Genomic DNA, 16,015 nt, shown 5'->3' with positions numbered 1-16,015 from the left:
GGCAGGGCTTTTTTGCTTTAGAGCTTTAGGCAGAATATTTTCATGAAATTCGTAGACGAAGCCACCATCGAAGTCATCGCCGGTAAAGGCGGCAATGGCGTGGCGAGCTTTCGCCGCGAAAAATTCATCCCCAAGGGCGGCCCCGACGGCGGCGACGGCGGACGCGGCGGCAGCATCTTTGCCATCGCCGACCGCAACATCAACACGCTGATCGACTTCCGCTATGCCCGCCTGCATCGCGGCAAGAATGGGGAAAACGGCCGTGGCTCGGACCAATACGGCGCGGCCGCGCCCGACATCACACTGCGCGTGCCGGTGGGCACCGTCGTGCACGATGCCGACACCGGCGAGCTGCTGTTCGACCTGAGCCGCCATGAACAGAAGGTCACCTTGGCCGCCGGTGGCCAGGGCGGCATGGGCAACCTGCACTTCAAGTCCAGCGTCAACCGCGCCCCGCGCCAATGGACGCCGGGCAAAGAAGGCGACCAGCGCCGCTTGCGGCTCGAACTGAAAGTGCTGGCCGACGTGGGCCTGCTGGGCTTGCCCAACGCCGGCAAGTCCACCCTGATCAGCCGCATTTCCAATGCGCGCCCCAAGATCGCCGACTATCCATTCACCACCCTGCATCCCAACCTGGGCGTGGTGCGCACCTCGCCCTCGCGCAGTTTCGTGGTGGCCGATATTCCCGGCCTGATCGAAGGCGCCTCGGAAGGCGCCGGCCTGGGGCACCTGTTCCTGCGCCACCTGGCGCGCACCCGCGTGCTGCTGCACCTGGTCGACATCTCGTCGGCCGACCCCGATACCGATCCCATCGAACAAGCCGTGGTAGATGCGCGCGCCATCGTCGAGGAACTACGCCGCTACGACCCCGAACTGGCCGCCAAGCCCCGCTGGCTGGTGCTGAACAAGCTCGACATGGTGTCCGATCCCGCTGCCGCGCGCCAGCGCTTCGTCGAGCTGTTCGATTGGCAGGGCCCGGCATTCTGCATTTCGGGCCTGAGCGGCGACGGCACCCAGGAACTGATCTGGGCGTTGCAAGATTACCTGGACGCCGAACAGCGCAAAGACCATATCGCGCAAGACCAGGCCGATGGCACTTACGTGGCCGAAGACCCGCGCTTCGATGCCACGCGCAGCGACGCGCCGCCCGAGGCGCCGCGTGGCGGTAACGAATAAGCCATAATCGCATTTCGTCTACCGGCGGCCGCGCGTTGCGGCCGATTCCACCATCGCAACACCCCGGTCATCGCCATGACTGTCGACACCACCGCCGTTTCTGTCGTTGCCTCTGCCACCCGACTGGTGGCCAAGGTCGGATCTTCCCTGGTCACCAATGAAGGACGTGGCCTGGATCGCGCCGCCGTGGCGCACTGGGCCGCCCAGATTTCCTCGCTGCGCCAGCAAGGCAAGCAGGTAGTGCTGGTATCCAGCGGCGCCATTGCCGAAGGTATGGCACGGCTGGGCTGGCGCAAGCGCCCATCGGTAATGCATGAACTGCAAGCGGCGGCGGCCGTGGGCCAGATGGGCCTGTGCCAAGCCTACGAAGCCGCCTTTGCCGAACACGGCCTGCGCACCGCCCAGATTCTGCTGACCCACGAAGACCTGGCCGACCGGCGCCGCTACCTGAATGCGCGCAGCACCCTCTTCGCGCTGCTGCGGCTGGGCGTGGTGCCCATCGTGAACGAAAACGACACGGTGGTCACCGACGAGATCCGCCTGGGTGACAACGATACGCTGGGCGCGCTGGTAACCAACCTGATCGAAGCCGACGCGCTGGTCATCCTGACCGACCAGCGCGGCCTGTACGATTCAGACCCTCGCAAGAACCCCGCCGCGGTATTCATTTCGCACGCCCAGGCCGGCGACCCGGCGCTGGAAGCCATGGCGGGCGGCGCGGGGTCGGGCATCGGCACCGGCGGCATGCTGACCAAGATCCTGGCGGCCAAGCGGGCCGCGCGCAGTGGCGCGCACACGGTGATCGCATCGGGTCGCGAACGCAATGTACTGACCCGCCTGGCGCAGGGCGAATGCATCGGATCGGAACTGCGGGCGGTACTGCCGATATGGTCGGCCCGCAAGCAATGGCTGGCCGACCACCTGCGCCTGCGCGGCCGGGTGGTACTGGACGACGGCGCGGTACGAGCCCTGCTGCGCGAAGGAAAAAGCCTGCTGCCGATCGGCGTGGTCGACGTGCAGGGCGAATTCGAGCGCGGCGACGTAGTGGCCTGCGTCGATGCGCAGGGCACGGAATGCGCCCGCGGCCTGATCAATTATTCGTCGGCCGACACGCGGCGCATCTTGCGCCAGCCTTCGTCGCAGATCGCGCACATTCTGGGCAGCATGACCGACCCGGAACTGATGCACCGCGACAACCTGGTGGTGACCTAGCCGCCGGCCGGCGGGTCGGCGTTCACATAGGCAAGTACCGTATCGGCGGCGCCGCTGGCGCTGTCGACCAGGAAGATATAGCCCCATTGCCGCACCGCCAGCAGCGGCAGTTCCACCCCCAGTCGCTGCGCCTTGCTGCGCAGGCGCGATACCAGGACGTCGACGCTACGCGTCGAATGGTGCCCTTGCATGCCCGCCACAGGCGCGGCAACCAGGCTATCGCGCGGCAGGCAATGGCCGGGCGCGGCCAGCAGGCGCAGGAAGAACGCGCTTTCGGTAAAGGTCAGGGGCAAGCGCTGGCCACGCGGGCCGGCCAGCACACGCCCCCCGCTGATCAGGAGCCACCGTTGGCCACCTACCGGCGGCGGTGGAAGACCGCCCTGCCGTAACCGCACCTGCGCGCGTCCCAGGGCGGATAATTCGCGCACATCGACGTTCAGCGAGCAAATGGTATCGGCGCCGGCATTCAGCGCCGCGACACGCGCATCGACCTCGGCATCATCGGCCAGCACGATCAGGGCGGCATCGGGCACGGTAAAGCGGGCGATGCCGACCAGCGCGTCCAGGATGTTGGCGGATGCTTCCAGTACCAGCAACCGCGGCGAGCAGTCATGGGCCAGTTGGGCCAGATCGCCGATGGCGGTGCAATCGCGCACCGACCACCCCAGGGCGCCGAAGGCGCTGGACAGATGCGGGCGGCGCGGGGCACCGCCGTGAATCACGATGGCTTCGATGGCGTTTTGCATGGATCCTCTGCGGCGTAAATTACAAACGTAATAACGATGATCGCCAAAGTAATCCAACCGCACGGTTCAATCGGTGGGTGAAGACATTTTCGGACCGATTGAAGCATGCCCGGGTACTGCGCCAGCACACGCAGAAAACCTTGGCGCGTGCTTGTGGCTTATCGCAGAGCACGATCTCTACGTATGAGAACGGCGTACGCCGTTCGAGCCGCTCGTTTCGCAAAATAGCCAATGTGCTGCGAGTCGAGCTGGATTGGCTGGAAACCGGCAAAGGTCCGATGGAGAAGCGCGAGACCTACAGCCTGGCCGATGCAACTGGCGCGCACACCCTCAGGGAATCGGACGGCCCCGACAGCAAGCCTGCGCCGGCATGGCCTTTTCCCAGTGTCTCACCGCTGCTGATCAATGCACTGTCGGCCAGCGACAGGCGCGAACTCGAAAAATGGCTGCGGATGACGGTAGACGGTTATCTGCGCGCGTACGGCGAAAGCAAGAAAGGCAAACGGCGCGGCGGATAAGCGGCGGCCCGCAGGGGCAGGCCGTGCTGCCAGCCTCTTCCAACATGCCGCGCATACGCCGCAGAGCACGGCACAGACGAACAAACGCTGCAGGGCCCCCTTATTGCGGGGGGCCCTGCAGCGTTTCGAACGCCGTCAAGCAGCCTTAGGGCGCCTTGGGCGGAGCGGAAGACGCCGGCGCATTGGGCGCGGCCGGCGACGGGGGCGTGGTGGCGCCGTTGGCCGGCGCGGCACCGCTGGGTGCCGCACCGTTAGGCGCTGCACCGTTGGGCGCGCCCTGGTCGCCACGGATCTTGGCGGCGATTTCGGACGCAGCCTGGGCCGAAGGCACACTGAAGGCCAGCACGCCGCGGTTGAGCGGCTCGGCGATGCGCGGGGCGGCGACCAGTTCGCGGTCGATGACCAGGGCCAGCATCTTGCCGATGTTCTGGCCGCTGATGTCATTGAGCTTGCGGGCGCCTTCTTCGGTGAAGCGCAGCCCCACGAAATTCTGCCCCTGGCGGTCGACCAGCGCGGCGGCTTCGGTCAGGTCGCCCCGGGTCAGCACGGGCTGGCGCTGCATGAACAGCGAACCGTCGGGTATCTTTATTTCCATCAGGCCGGGCGCGGTTTCGGCCTGGGCGACGTAGAACTCGACCACGGACGCCGTGGCCGGCTGCTGCTGCGATGCCGGGGGAGTGGCGGTGCTGCTCTCGGCGTCTTTCTGGGGCGCGGTTTTGCACCCCGCGAGCACGAGCGTCAGGACTGCGAGAGCCGGGGCCAGTTTGCGTAACGTTGGTTGCATGATGGGTTCCTTCTTTGATGACTGGGGGGCTGGCATGCCAGGCTACGTGCATCCCGGCGTTACAAAAAAGTGTACAGGTCTGCGGCCCGGACCGATAGCCCCAAGCGTATACAGATGTAATGCGTTAATACGGCCTATACTGCGCGTTCACGCAGGGGTACTCGCTGGCCGCAAGCGGCTGGCGTGTTGAGAGAGTCCCTTCGTACCAGTACGGATAATGCCGATGCTGGGAGCGTATTCCGTGCCCGCCTGTCATGGCTTCTTCCTGCCCGGAATCCATCCCGATTCGGCTCCAACCTCAATATTGGAGCTTTCCATGAACGCCAGCCCGAAGTTCCTGGCAGCCACGGCCGAAGTCGACGCCGCCGCCGTCGCGCCGCTGCCCAAGTCCCGCAAAGTGTACGAAACCGGTTCCCGCCCGGACATCCGCGTGCCGTTTCGCGAAATCTCGCAAGACGACACGCCCACCATGTTCGGCGGCGAAAAGAATCCGCCCCTGACGGTGTACGACACCAGCGGCCCGTATACCGATCCTGACATCCGGATCGACATCCGCCGCGGGCTGCCGGCCGTGCGCAAGGCCTGGATCGAAGAGCGTGGCGATACCGAGCTGCTGGCCGGCCCCACCAGCGAGTATGGCCAATCGCGCCTGACCGACCCGAAACTGACGGCCATGCGCTTTGACCTGCAACGGCCGCCGCGCCGCGCCAAGCCGGGCGCCAATGTGTCGCAAATGCACTATGCGCGCCGCGGCATCGTCACGCCGGAAATGGAATTCGTGGCGATCCGCGAGAATCTGCGTCGCGAACAGTACCTGGAAACCCTGCGTGCCAGCGGTCCGGACGGCGAAAAGCTGGCTCGCCGCCTGCTGCGCCAGCACCCGGGCCAGTCGTTCGGCGCCGCGATCCCGGCCGCCATCACGCCGGAATTCGTGCGCGATGAAATCGCCCGCGGCCGCGCCATCATCCCGGCCAACATCAACCACCCCGAAGTCGAGCCGATGGCCATCGGGCGCAACTTCCTGGTCAAGATCAACGCCAATATCGGCAATTCCGCGGTCAGCTCGGGCATCGGCGAAGAGGTCGAGAAAATGACCTGGTCCATCCGCTGGGGCGGCGACACGGTCATGGACTTGTCCACCGGCAAGCACATCCACGAAACCCGTGAATGGATCGTGCGCAATTCGCCGGTGCCCATCGGCACGGTGCCGATCTACCAGGCGCTGGAAAAAGTGGACGGCAAGGCCGAGGAACTGACCTGGGAAATCTTCCGCGACACCTTGATAGAGCAGGCCGAACAGGGCGTGGACTATTTCACGATCCACGCGGGCGTGCGCCTGCCTTTCATTCCCATGACGGCCGACCGCATGACAGGCATCGTGTCGCGCGGCGGATCGATCATGGCCAAGTGGTGCCTGGCGCACCACAAGGAAAGCTTCCTGTACGAGCGGTTCGAGGAAATCTGCGAGATCATGAAGGCCTACGACGTCAGCTTCTCGCTGGGCGACGGCCTGCGCCCGGGCTCGGCCTATGACGCGAACGATGAAGCGCAGTTCGCCGAGCTGAAGACGCTGGGCGAGCTGACGCAGGTAGCCTGGAAGCACGATGTGCAAGTCATGATCGAAGGCCCGGGCCACGTGCCCATGCAGATGATCAAGGAAAACATGGACCTGCAGCTGGAACACTGCCACGAGGCGCCGTTCTACACGCTGGGACCCCTGACCACCGACATCGCCCCCGGCTACGACCACATCACCTCGGGTATCGGCGCAGCGTTGATCGGCTGGTACGGCACCGCCATGCTCTGTTATGTGACCCCCAAGGAACACTTGGGGCTGCCCAACAAGAAGGACGTGAAAGACGGCATCATCACATACAAGATCGCGGCGCATGCGGCCGATCTGGCCAAGGGGCACCCGGGGGCTGCAATCCGTGACAATGCGCTGTCGAAGGCGCGGTTCGAGTTCCGCTGGGACGACCAGTTCAACCTGGGCCTGGATCCGGACACCGCCAAGGAATTCCACGACGAGACCCTGCCCAAGGACTCGATGAAAGTGGCGCACTTCTGCTCGATGTGCGGACCGCATTTCTGCAGCATGAAGATCACCCAGGACGTGCGGGATTACGCGGCGACGCTGGGGGTGGCCGAAAAGGAGGCCTTGCAGAAAGGCATGCAGGAGAAGGCGGTGGAGTTCGTCAAGAAGGGGGCGGAGATTTATCACCAGGCTTGAGAGGGGCGGTCTTTTCTTCTGGCGTCGAGGCCTGCCCCCGGGGAAAGGAAAATCGTGCGGGGCCGCCATGGCATTCGGGTGATGGCTGGTCTCCAAGGTCTGCAAGGTGTCTGGCTCCCGTCAGGGTGCCTGACACCAAAGTGTGCAGCGGCTGTCTCAGCCATATGGTGTCAGGCACCTGCGGAGCCTGACACCTGGCAACTCGAATACCACGGCCGTGAAGCTCCACCCGCTCTCCATCCGCCGCAACGACGCCAATAGAACTTAAACCAGCCCCGCCGGCAAACCAGAAACCGTCAAGCCGCGGTATAAGCCGTCTTGACGGTGGTGTAGAACTCCGCCGCATAGCGGCCCTGCTCCCGCGGACCGTAGCTGGATCCTTTGCGGCCCCCGAACGGCACGTGATAATCCACCCCCGCCGTGGGGCAGTTCACCATCACCATGCCCGCCTGGGAATCGCGCTTGAACTGCGTGGCGTACTTCAGCGATGTGGTGCAGATGCCGGACGACAGGCCGAATTCGGTGTCGTTGGCCAGTTCCAGGGCATGCTCGAACGAATCGGCCGGGATCACCGCGGCCACCGGGCCGAAGATTTCTTCGCGGCTGATGCGCAGGTCGTTGCTGCAATCGACGAACAGCGCAGGGGTCATGTAGAAGCCCTCGGTGGCGCGCTTGACGCGTTCGCCGCCGTAGGCCAGCTTGGCGCCTTCTTCGCGCCCGATGCCGACGTACTGCTCGTTTTGCGCCAACTGGCTTTCATCGACCACCGGGCCGATATCGGTGCCGGCCAGCAAGGCATCGTCGATCTTCAGGCCTTGCAGGCGTTCCTGCATGGCAGCGACGAAACGCGGGTAGATGCCTTTTTGCACGATCAGCCGGCTGGATGCCGTGCAGCGCTGCCCGGTAGAGAAGAAGGCGCCGTTGACGCAGCTTTCCACCGCCACTTTAAGGTCGGCGTCGTCCAGCACCACCATGGGGTTCTTGCCGCCCATTTCGAGCTGCACCTTGGCCAGGCGCGTCATCGCGGCCTGCGCCACGCGGCGGCCGGTGGCCACCGATCCGGTGAAACTGATGGCGTCGACGCGCTTGTCGTCCAGAATGGCCTGGCCCACGATGCCGCCACGCCCCATGACCAGGTTGAACACACCCGCCGGCAGGCCGGCGCGGCTGAGGATCTCGGCCAGCGCCCAGGCGCTGCCCGGCACCAGGTCGGCCGGCTTGAACACCACCGTGTTGCCATAAGCCAGGGCCGGAGCGATTTTCCAGGCGGGGATCGCAATGGGGAAGTTCCAGGGGGCGATGATGCCGACCACGCCCACTGGTTCACGCGTGACGTCGGCTTCGATACCGGGGCGCGTCATGGGCAGCTTTTCGCCCTGGATGCGCAACGCTTCGCCGGCAAAGAACTTGAAGATATAACCCGCGCGGCTGGCCTCGCCGATGCCTTCGGGCAAGGTCTTGCCTTCTTCGCGCGACAGCAGCCGGCCCAGCTCTTCCTTGCGCGCCAGGATCTCGGTGCCGACAGCGTCCAGGATATCGGCGCGGCGCTGGCCCGTGGTACGGGCCCAGTCGTACGCGGCGGCGCGGGCGGCGGCGATGGCCTGGGCGGTCTGGGCGGCATCGGCCTGGGCGTACTCGCCCACGATGTCCGCCAGGTTCGACGGATTGATGTTGTTGCGCGTGTTGACGCCGTCGACCCAGGCGCCGTTTATGTAATTCGCATGCATATGTCTCTTCCCGTTAGGTGGATGAATAGGAAAATGGCTACAGCAGCTTGCCAGGATTCAAGATGCCGGCCGGATCGAGCAGGCGCTTGATATCGCGCATCAGCCGCAATTCCAGCGGGTCTTTGCTGTGCAGGAAATGTTCGCGCTTGAGTTGGCCGATGCCATGCTCGGCACTGATGCTGCCGCCATAGCGATTGACCTCGTCGAGCACGATATCGGTAATGGCCGCGCCGTGCTGCGCCGCCCATTCGCGCGGCGCGCCGGCCGGGCGCGACAGGTTGTAGTGCAGGTTGCCGTCGCCGAAATGGCCAAAGATGAAGGGCCGGATATCGGCATGCGCCTCGCGCAGGCGCTGTTCGGCCGACTGCATGAAATCGGGAATGCTCTCGATGGGCAGGGAAATATCGTGCTTGAGGTGCGGGCCATCGGCGCGCTGCGCTTCCGAGATTTCTTCGCGCAGCTTCCACAGCGCCTGCAATTGCGCCAGCGAGGCCGATACTGCCGCATCCAGGCACAGCTCGCGCTCGAGCGCGGTGCCGATCACGGTTTCCAGCAAGGCGTTCAGGGCGGCCTCGTCGGCCGTATCGGCCAGTTCCATCAGCACATAGCCGGGATAGCGTTGCGCGAACGGCTCTTGCACGCCCTGCGCGTGGGCCAGCACCAGGTCCACGCAGTGGCCGGTAAAGAATTCGTAGGCCTGCAGGCGCGGGCCGCATTGCTCGTAGACCAGTTCGAACAACTGCAGCGCCTGGGCGGGCGACTGGACCGCGGCCAGCACCACGGCACGCACCCCGGTACGCGGAAACAGGCGCAGCGCCACCGCGGTGATCACGCCCAGCGTGCCCTCGGCGCCGATCAAGAGCTGCTTCAGGTCGTAGCCGGTGTTGTCTTTGCGCAGGGTGCGCAGGCCGTTGAAGATTTCGCCGGTGGGCAACACGGCCTCGATGCCCAGCACCAGTTCGCGCGTCATGCCATAGCGCACCACGTTGACGCCGCCGGCGTTGGTGGAGACGTTGCCGCCGATCTGGCAGGAGTCTTCGGCCGCCAGGCTGAGGGGCAGCAGGCGCCCGGCGTCCTCGGCAGTGCGGCGCAGATTGCCCAGGATGCAGCCGGCTTCGGCCACCATGGTGTTGGCGATGGTATCGACAGAACGGACTGCATTCATGCGGTCCAGCGCCAGCACCACGTTGGCCGGCTGCTGGTCGGGCGTGGCGCCGCCACACATGCCGGTATTGCCGCCGCGCGGCACCACCGGCACGCCGGCCTGCTGGCACAGGGCCAGGCACTGGGCAACGTCTTCGGTACGGCGCGGGCGCACCACGGCCTGGGCCTGGCCCTTGTACAGGCCACGCCAATCGGACAACCAGGGAGCGATGTCGTCGGGCGCGGTAAGAACCGTCTCGGGGCCCAGTGCCTGCACCAGGCGCTGCGGGAAATCGGATGGATTCATGGCGTGGGAGTGGGATCGAACGAGGAAAAATCAAGCCGCAGGCGGGTGGCGGCGCGCTGCAGGTGCAGCACGGCGGCCTCGCGCGCGCGTTGCGGGTCGCGGGCGGCAATGGCTTCGTAGACGGCGACGTGTTCCTGGTGCACGTCGCCCACCAGGTAGGCCTGGTGCTGCAGGGTGTGTTCACGCGCCATGCGTACGGCCGCGCGCACTTGCAGGTTCAGGTATTGCAGCAGTTGCTGGTAATAGGTGTTCTGGGTGGCCACGGCGATGGCCGCATGAAAACCGATGTCTTGCTCGACGCCCTGGTCGTCGGCGTGGCTCAGGTGGTTTTCCAGGTGGGCCAGGCAGCCGGCCATCTTGGCCAGGTCGGCATCGCTGCGGCGCAGGGCCGCCAGGGCCGCGGCGCCCCCTTCCAGTTCCATGCGCAGTTCGTACACGCTGGCCAGTTGGGCGCGGTCGAGCGTGGCGCGGCCCGGCACCTGGAAACCCGGGTTGGCGGTGCGCGACACCACCGTGCAGCCGGCCCCCTGGCGGCTTTCCACCAGCCCCTGGGCGCGCAGGCGCTCGGTGGCCTCGCGGATGACCGCCGCGCTGACCCCATACAACTGCGCCAAGGCCTTGCCGGTGGGCAGCTTGCCGCCCACGGGGTAGACGCCCGCAGCGATGTCGTCGGCCAGCCGGCCGGCGACTTGTTCGGTCAGCGTGAGGGACTTGGTGAGCATCCCTCGATTGTAGGGGATTTATCAGGTTATATGAAAACTTTTACTGAGCCTTTGCACCGGAAACCGGGACCTGCGCCCCGTCACGCAGGCCTGTGCCGTCATGCGCTATTCGGCCTTGATGCCGCCGCGCTGGATCACCTGGGCCCATTTGGCTACATCGGCGCGGATGCGGCGCTCGAACTCCGCGGGCGTGCTGCCCACAGGCTGGAAGCCCTGCTCGGCCAGTTTGCGGTGCAGCTCGCCTTCGCGCACCGATGCGCCCAGCGTGGCCGACAGCTTTTCCACGATAGCAGGCGGCACCCCGGCCGGCGCCACCAGCCCGAAGAGCGGCGAGATATCCACCCCCGGCAAGCCGGCTTCACTGAAAGTGGGCACGTCGGGCAACTGGGCAACGCGCTGGGCGCTGGTCACCGCCAGCGCCCGCAGGCGCCCTGCCTGGATATGCGGCAGCAGCGTGGGCACGGTGGCAAAGGCGAATTGCACCTGGCCGGCCAGCAGGTCGGTGAAGACCGTGCCGCCGCCGCGATACGGAACATGCAGCACGTCCACATCCGCCTGCTGGCGCAGTTGCTCGCCCGCCAGGTGCGGCCCGCTGCCTATCCCGGCGGAGCCGAATGACAGGGCGCCCGACTGCGCCTTGGCCAGCTTGATGAAAGACGCAATGTCGGCCGCCTTGACCGAAGGGTGCACCACCATGACGAATGGCGCGGTGGCCATCAGGGAAATCGGCGCGAAGTCTTTCAGCGTGTCATATGGCAGCCGGTCGCCCAGCAAGCCAGGGTTGATGGTGAATGCCGAGTCGACCATGCCGATGGTGTAGCCGTCGGGCTCGGATGTCGCGACGGCGCGGGTGCCGATGGTGGTGCCGCCACCTCCGCGGTTCTCGATGACGAACGGCTGGCCGTAGGCCTGGGCGTACCACTCGCCGGCCAGGCGTCCCAGCCTGTCGGTGGCGGCCCCCGGCGGATAGGGCACGTACAAGTGCACGGGCCGGTCGGGATAGGTGGCGGCGCGGGCGGGCGCCATCCACGGCGCGGCGGCGGCGCCCAGTATCAGGGCCGAGCCGCGGGCCAGGAATGATCGACGGGCATTGGGCATGTTGTCTCCTGTGGTTTTTATCTGGGGTTGGCCGGGGCCTTGGCTTAATTGCGATACAGGCCCTCGGCCAATTCGGGCTCGGGGTCGGCCCCCAGGCCCGGCTGTTCCGGCACCCGCACCCAGCCATGCGCGATGGGCACGCTGTGGGCATACGGCACATGCGCCAGTTCCACGTACAGCCGTTCGAGCGACACCTCGGTTTGCTGCGCGGCGATCAGGTGCAGGCTGGCCAGGTAGCCCGGCCCGAAGAAGGCAACCTGCGGCGCGCATACCGTGGCACTGCCATTGCAGCGCTGGGCCAGTTGCCATGCGGCAGTCAAGCCCAGCTTGATGACGCTGGGCTGCACATACCGCACGCTGCCCTGCTCGGCTAGCCGCTGCAATGCATAGGCGCTGCTGGCGTTCTCGCCCACGGCCAGGGGCACGGGGCAGGCCTGTTGCAGGCGCGCCAGCGCGCCATCGTCTTCGGGCGGCCAGAGCGGCTCTTCGATCCAGTACGGATCATGGGGCAGCATCGCGGCGATCTGGGCCTGGGCGTCGTCGGGCAGCCAGGCGCAATTGGTGTCCACCATCACCGGTACCTTCGGCCCCACCGTGCGGCGCACGGCGGCCAGCGCATCGGCCGTGCGCTCATGCAGCTTGATCTCGGTATAGCCGTCGTCCTGGGCGCGGCTGGCGACTTCATGCAGCCGGCCCGCGTCGCCGTAATACTGCAGCAGCGAGGCGTAGACACGCACCCGGTCGCGGCGCTTGCCGCCCAGCAACTGGTAGAGCGGCACGCCGGCGCGCTTGGCATGCAAGTCCCACAGCGCAATGTCCAGTCCGGCCAGCGCATGCACGACTGGGCCGGAACGCCCCAGGTTGTGCAGCGTGCGCTGCATCACAGGCAGCAGGTCGTCGCTGCCGTCCTTGCCGCGCGCCAGGGGTTCGACCAGGGTTTCGAATACCGCAGCCAGGGCGCGCGGTTCGACACAATACGACTCGCCCCATGCCACCGTGCCGTCGGTGGTTTCGACCCGCACCAGGGCGCTGTCCAGCTTGTCGCGCGGCCGGCCGGCGAACAAGGGCGGCGGGCTCCAGTGATGAAAGGGCAGGCGCATCGGTATGCAGCGCACCGAAACAATGGTGTTGGCGGTCATGGCCGGCAAGCGTTATCCAGTAGCAATCGACCGGCTATTCTTGCTGCCGCTGCTTCATATGGTCAAATAGATAGATTATCTGTTTTCATATGAATTTCATATGCTTAGCCGGCGTGAACTTTCGCTATTGCGTGCCATGTACCAGCACGGCACGGTCACGGCCGCCGCCGCGTCGATCAACATGACGCAACCGGCGGCCAGCGCACTGCTACGCGATATGGAAACCCGGCTGGGCTTTGCGCTGTTCAGCCGCGAGAACCGCCGGCTGCAACTGACCAGCCAGGGCCGGGCGCTGATTCCCGACGCGCTCAATGCGCTGGCGGCCATGGAAACCGTAGACCGGCTGGCCAGCGATATTCGCCAGGACGCCCTGGCGCGCCTGGCGGTCGGCGCTGTCGCGATCGCGACATCCAGCCTGCTGCCGGCCGCGCTGGCCAGGATGCGCCAGGCGCATCCCGCCGTCGCGATCACAGTGCGGGCGGGCACGGCGCTGGAAATCATCGAGATGGCCGTCGATCACCGCATCGACCTGGGCATCATCGTGGGCTCGCCGGCCGACAGCCAGCGCGTGGCCAGCCAGCAGCTCGCCCCCCTGAGCCTGTACGCCGTGCTGCACGCCGGGCACCCATGGGCCGCCCGGCCCACGCTCACGCTGGCCGAGGTAGCCGAGACCGGCCCGATCGTGCTGGCAACGGCCCTGCCCGCGGGCCGGGCCACGCGCCAGGCCATGGACGCCCACGGCCTGCCATATCGTCCCACCATCGAAGTGGCCCAGTCTTCCGCCGCGTGCGCGCTGGCGGCCGCGGATCTGGGCATCGCCATCGTCGAAAGCCTGGGCGCGCAATACGCCATGCGCCAGGGCCTGGTCGCCAGGCATCTGATGGTGCTGCAAGACCCCATCCTGGCCCTGGTCTGGCCACGCGACCGCGCCATGAGCGAGCCCGCCCAGTGCTTGCAGGAATGCTTGACGGTCCCTAGCTGATTGAAGGGCGGCGAAAGAACCTACTCTACCGATGCCCGCAAACGGCGCACTCAGGATCCCGCACCACATTGACGCTGCGCCACTGCATCGTCCGCACATCCAGCCACAGCAGCCGCCCCGACAGGCTTTCGCCGATGCCAGCCAGCAGCTTCAGTGCCTCGGCCGCCTGCGTCGCCCCGATGATGCCCACCAGGGGCGCAAACACCCCCATGGTGGCGCAATTGGCTTCTTCGACCTCGTCGGCCTCGGGAAACAAACAGTGATAGCAAGGCGCATCGTCGCGCCGCAGGTCGTACACGCTGACCTGGCCGTCGAAACGGATGGCCGCGCCGGACACCAGCGGCTTGCGATGGTGCACGCAGGCGCGGTTGATGGCGTGCCGGGTCGTGAAGTTGTCGGTGCAGTCCAGCACCAGGTCGGCGGCCGCGACGGCGTCACTCAAGCGCTGGCCGTCCAGGCGCTCGACGCGTGGTGTGACGCGGGTTTCGGGGTTGTAGGCAACCAGCGTATCGCGGCCCGACTCGGCCTTGGGCCGGCCGACGCTGGCGTCGGCATGCAGGATCTGGCGCTGCAGGTTGCTGAGCTCGACGATGTCGTCGTCGGCCAGGGTGATGTCGCCCACGCCGGCGGTAGCCAGGTACAGCGCCGCGGGCGACCCCAGGCCGCCCGCGCCGACGATCAGGACCTTGCCGGCCAGGAATTTTTCCTGGCCCTCGATGCCCAGCTCGTCGAGCAGGATGTGCCGGGCATAGCGCAGCAACTGCTGGTCGTTCATTTTTCCTTGGCGGGCTCGACTCCGGACGGCGTGATGGTCAGGCGTTCGGGCGTACCGTTGCTCGGCTTTGCCGAAGCCTTGGCCTGGGCACGCGCGCTGCCCTTTTGCACCGGCTTGCCGGCCAGCAGGTTCAGGGCCTGCTGCAGTTGGAAATCGTCTTTGCCGCCGAACTCGAACACCTTGGCCGGGGGCGGCGTGGCGGCGGCATCGAGCGCGGACTTGACCTCGTCGCTCTGGTTGTTGGCCAGATGGCGCTGCAGGTCGGCTTCGCGCGGCAGGCGGAACAGATCGCCTTCGGCGGTGTCGGCCACCACGTAGTCGGGTTCGATGCCGGTAGCCTGGATGGAACGGCCGCTGGGCGTGAAATAACGCGACGTGGTGAGCTTGACGCCGGTGTCCTGACTGAGCGGCAGGATGATCTGCACCGAGCCCTTGCCGAACGTGCGGTTGCCCAGCACCTTGGCGCGCTTGTGATCTTGCAGGGCGCCCGCCACGATTTCCGAGGCCGAGGCCGAGCCCACGTTGACCAGCACCACCATGGGCACGGTCTTGACCCACGCGGGCAGGCCCGACAGGTAGTTGCCTTCGCCGCGCGCGTACTCGGCCGGGGTGGCCAGGTACTTGTGGCGCGAATCGGGCGTGCGGCCGTCGGTGGACACCACCAGGGCATCGGGCGGCAGGAACGCCGCGGCCACGCCGATGGCGCTGGTCAGCAGGCCGCCCGGATCGTTGCGCAGGTCGAGCACCAGGCTCTTGGGCGGGGCCTTGGCACCCAGCTCTTTCAGCTGGTTGGCCAGGTCGGACCCGGTTTTTTCCTGGAACTGGGCGATGCGCACGTAGGCCACGCCGTCGTCGAGCATCTTGCTGCGCACGCTGCGCACCTTGATGATGTCGCGCACGATGGTCACCACGACCGGCTGCGGATTGTCGGCGCGCATGATGGTGAGCTTGATCGGCGTCTTGGGGGCGCCGCGCATGAGCTTGACCGCTTCGTTCAGCGACATGCCCTTGGTGGGGGTGTCGTCGATCTTGATGATCAGGTCGCCTGCCTGCACGCCGGCGCGTGCGGCGGGCGTGTCTTCGATGGGCGAGATCACCTTGACGAAGCCGTCTTCGGCGCCGACCTCGATGCCCAGGCCGCCGAATTCACCTTGCGTGGTGCTTTGCATTTCGCGGAATGCGTCGGCGTCCAGGTAGGCGGAATGGGGGTCCAGATTGGACACCATGCCCGAGATGGCGTTGTTGATCAGGGTCTTGTCGTCGACCGCCTCGACGTAGTTGTTCTTGATGGCGGCGAATACGTTGCTGAGCTGCCTGAGTTCATCGAGCGGCAACGGGCTGCCCCGCTGCGCCAGTGCCGAGACACCTACGCTGAGCAAGATGCCCGCCACCGCACCGATGGCAACTAAACCGAAACCGCGAAACTTGCGAGTGCCCATGCACACTTCCTGATTTT

The 16,015-nt window shown here is 66.2% G+C and carries 14 protein-coding genes and 1 riboswitch; of the genes, 5 read left to right on the top strand and 9 right to left on the bottom strand.

What is annotated here, in order from left to right; all coding sequences use genetic code 11:
- The first annotated feature begins 42 nt into the window (after positions 1-42).
- Entirely contained in the window at positions 43-1,176 is a 1,134-nt protein-coding gene (gene obgE / locus KW845_RS07975) for a GTPase ObgE (protein ID WP_218368701.1), read from the top strand.
- Positions 1,177-1,251: 75 nt separating this feature from the next.
- Positions 1,252-2,388, top strand: coding sequence for a glutamate 5-kinase (proB, locus tag KW845_RS07970; protein WP_218368700.1), 1,137 nt, complete (start codon positions 1,252-1,254; stop codon positions 2,386-2,388).
- Here the strand turns inward: proB and KW845_RS07965 are convergent.
- Positions 2,385-3,134 carry a winged helix-turn-helix domain-containing protein gene (locus tag KW845_RS07965; protein WP_218368699.1) on the bottom strand — a complete coding sequence of 250 codons (750 nt, stop codon included), beginning with the start codon at positions 3,132-3,134 and terminating at the stop codon, positions 2,385-2,387. The genes proB and KW845_RS07965 overlap by 4 nt on opposite strands.
- A gap of 77 nt (positions 3,135-3,211) precedes the next feature.
- On the opposite strand from KW845_RS07965, the gene KW845_RS07960 reads away from it, so the two are divergent.
- On the top strand, positions 3,212-3,652 hold the full coding sequence (locus tag KW845_RS07960) for a helix-turn-helix transcriptional regulator (RefSeq protein ID WP_218368698.1): 441 nt from the start codon (positions 3,212-3,214) through the stop codon (positions 3,650-3,652).
- A 145-nt stretch (positions 3,653-3,797) separates the two neighbouring features.
- Here KW845_RS07960 and KW845_RS07955 read toward each other — a convergent pair whose 3' ends face one another.
- Positions 3,798-4,436, bottom strand: a complete 639-nt coding sequence (locus tag KW845_RS07955) for a preprotein translocase subunit SecD (protein ID WP_218368697.1) — start codon at positions 4,434-4,436, stop codon at positions 3,798-3,800.
- A 143-nt stretch (positions 4,437-4,579) separates the two neighbouring features.
- A riboswitch (TPP riboswitch) is annotated at positions 4,580-4,685 on the top strand.
- 67 nt (positions 4,686-4,752) lie between these two features.
- On the opposite strand from KW845_RS07955, the gene thiC reads away from it, so the two are divergent.
- Entirely contained in the window at positions 4,753-6,666 is a 1,914-nt protein-coding gene (gene thiC, locus KW845_RS07950; protein ID WP_218368696.1) for a phosphomethylpyrimidine synthase ThiC, read from the top strand.
- Positions 6,667-6,962: 296 nt separating this feature from the next.
- Here the strand turns inward: thiC and KW845_RS07945 are convergent, their stop codons facing one another.
- From KW845_RS07945 to KW845_RS07925, 5 genes are all read right to left on the bottom strand, one after another.
- Positions 6,963-8,393, bottom strand: a complete 1,431-nt coding sequence (locus tag KW845_RS07945) for an aldehyde dehydrogenase family protein (protein WP_218368695.1) — start codon at positions 8,391-8,393, stop codon at positions 6,963-6,965.
- 37 nt (positions 8,394-8,430) lie between these two features.
- Positions 8,431-9,843 (bottom strand): FAD-binding oxidoreductase, encoded by a 1,413-nt coding sequence (locus tag KW845_RS07940; RefSeq protein WP_218368694.1) that lies wholly within the window; start codon positions 9,841-9,843, stop codon positions 8,431-8,433.
- Positions 9,840-10,565: a FadR/GntR family transcriptional regulator gene (locus KW845_RS07935; protein ID WP_218368693.1), complete on the bottom strand. Its 726-nt coding sequence runs from the start codon at positions 10,563-10,565 to the stop codon at positions 9,840-9,842. The genes KW845_RS07940 and KW845_RS07935 overlap by 4 nt, the downstream gene beginning before the upstream one ends.
- Positions 10,566-10,670: 105 nt before the next feature.
- Positions 10,671-11,663 (bottom strand): tripartite tricarboxylate transporter substrate binding protein, encoded by a 993-nt coding sequence (locus KW845_RS07930; protein WP_218368692.1) that lies wholly within the window; start codon positions 11,661-11,663, stop codon positions 10,671-10,673.
- A gap of 44 nt (positions 11,664-11,707) precedes the next feature.
- Positions 11,708-12,802: a mandelate racemase/muconate lactonizing enzyme family protein gene (locus KW845_RS07925; protein WP_218368691.1), complete on the bottom strand. Its 1,095-nt coding sequence runs from the start codon at positions 12,800-12,802 to the stop codon at positions 11,708-11,710.
- Between the two features lie 100 nt (positions 12,803-12,902).
- Here KW845_RS07925 and KW845_RS07920 point away from each other — a divergent pair, with 100 nt between their 5' ends.
- Positions 12,903-13,784 carry a LysR family transcriptional regulator gene (locus KW845_RS07920; RefSeq protein WP_218368690.1) on the top strand — a complete coding sequence of 294 codons (882 nt, stop codon included), beginning with the start codon at positions 12,903-12,905 and terminating at the stop codon, positions 13,782-13,784.
- Positions 13,785-13,809: 25 nt separating this feature from the next.
- Here KW845_RS07920 and KW845_RS07915 read toward each other — a convergent pair whose 3' ends face one another.
- Both KW845_RS07915 and KW845_RS07910 read right to left on the bottom strand, forming a co-directional pair.
- Positions 13,810-14,559, bottom strand: coding sequence for a molybdopterin-synthase adenylyltransferase MoeB (locus KW845_RS07915; RefSeq protein WP_218368689.1), 750 nt, complete (start codon positions 14,557-14,559; stop codon positions 13,810-13,812).
- On the bottom strand, positions 14,556-15,998 hold the full coding sequence (locus KW845_RS07910; RefSeq protein WP_218368688.1) for a S41 family peptidase: 1,443 nt from the start codon (positions 15,996-15,998) through the stop codon (positions 14,556-14,558). Before KW845_RS07910 ends, KW845_RS07915 begins: the two co-directional genes overlap by 4 nt.
- Positions 15,999-16,015: the final 17 nt, after the last annotated feature.

It is taken from the genome of Bordetella sp. BOR01 (assembly GCF_019218885.1).
GTDB lineage: Bacteria > Pseudomonadota > Gammaproteobacteria > Burkholderiales > Burkholderiaceae_B > Bordetella_A.
This window is presented reverse-complemented; position numbering and strand designations above follow the sequence as displayed.

Bases quoted from the DNA above. Each gene is read 5' to 3' on its own strand.
- KW845_RS07915 (WP_218368689.1), bottom strand. From the start codon at position 14,559: ATGAACGACCAGCAGTTGCTGCGCTATGCCCGGCACATCCTGCTCGAC.
- KW845_RS07965 (WP_218368699.1), bottom strand. From the start codon at position 3,134: ATGCAAAACGCCATCGAAGCCATCGTGATTCACGGCGGTGCCCCGCGC.
- KW845_RS07910 (WP_218368688.1), bottom strand. From the start codon at position 15,998: ATGGGCACTCGCAAGTTTCGCGGTTTCGGTTTAGTTGCCATCGGTGCG.
- KW845_RS07945 (WP_218368695.1), bottom strand. From the start codon at position 8,393: ATGCATGCGAATTACATAAACGGCGCCTGGGTCGACGGCGTCAACACG.
- proB (WP_218368700.1), top strand. From the start codon at position 1,252: ATGACTGTCGACACCACCGCCGTTTCTGTCGTTGCCTCTGCCACCCGA.
- obgE (WP_218368701.1), top strand. From the start codon at position 43: ATGAAATTCGTAGACGAAGCCACCATCGAAGTCATCGCCGGTAAAGGC.
- KW845_RS07940 (WP_218368694.1), bottom strand. From the start codon at position 9,843: ATGAATCCATCCGATTTCCCGCAGCGCCTGGTGCAGGCACTGGGCCCC.
- KW845_RS07935 (WP_218368693.1), bottom strand. From the start codon at position 10,565: ATGCTCACCAAGTCCCTCACGCTGACCGAACAAGTCGCCGGCCGGCTG.
- KW845_RS07925 (WP_218368691.1), bottom strand. From the start codon at position 12,802: ATGACCGCCAACACCATTGTTTCGGTGCGCTGCATACCGATGCGCCTG.
- KW845_RS07920 (WP_218368690.1), top strand. From the start codon at position 12,903: ATGCTTAGCCGGCGTGAACTTTCGCTATTGCGTGCCATGTACCAGCAC.
- KW845_RS07955 (WP_218368697.1), bottom strand. From the start codon at position 4,436: ATGCAACCAACGTTACGCAAACTGGCCCCGGCTCTCGCAGTCCTGACG.
- KW845_RS07930 (WP_218368692.1), bottom strand. From the start codon at position 11,663: ATGCCCAATGCCCGTCGATCATTCCTGGCCCGCGGCTCGGCCCTGATA.
- thiC (WP_218368696.1), top strand. From the start codon at position 4,753: ATGAACGCCAGCCCGAAGTTCCTGGCAGCCACGGCCGAAGTCGACGCC.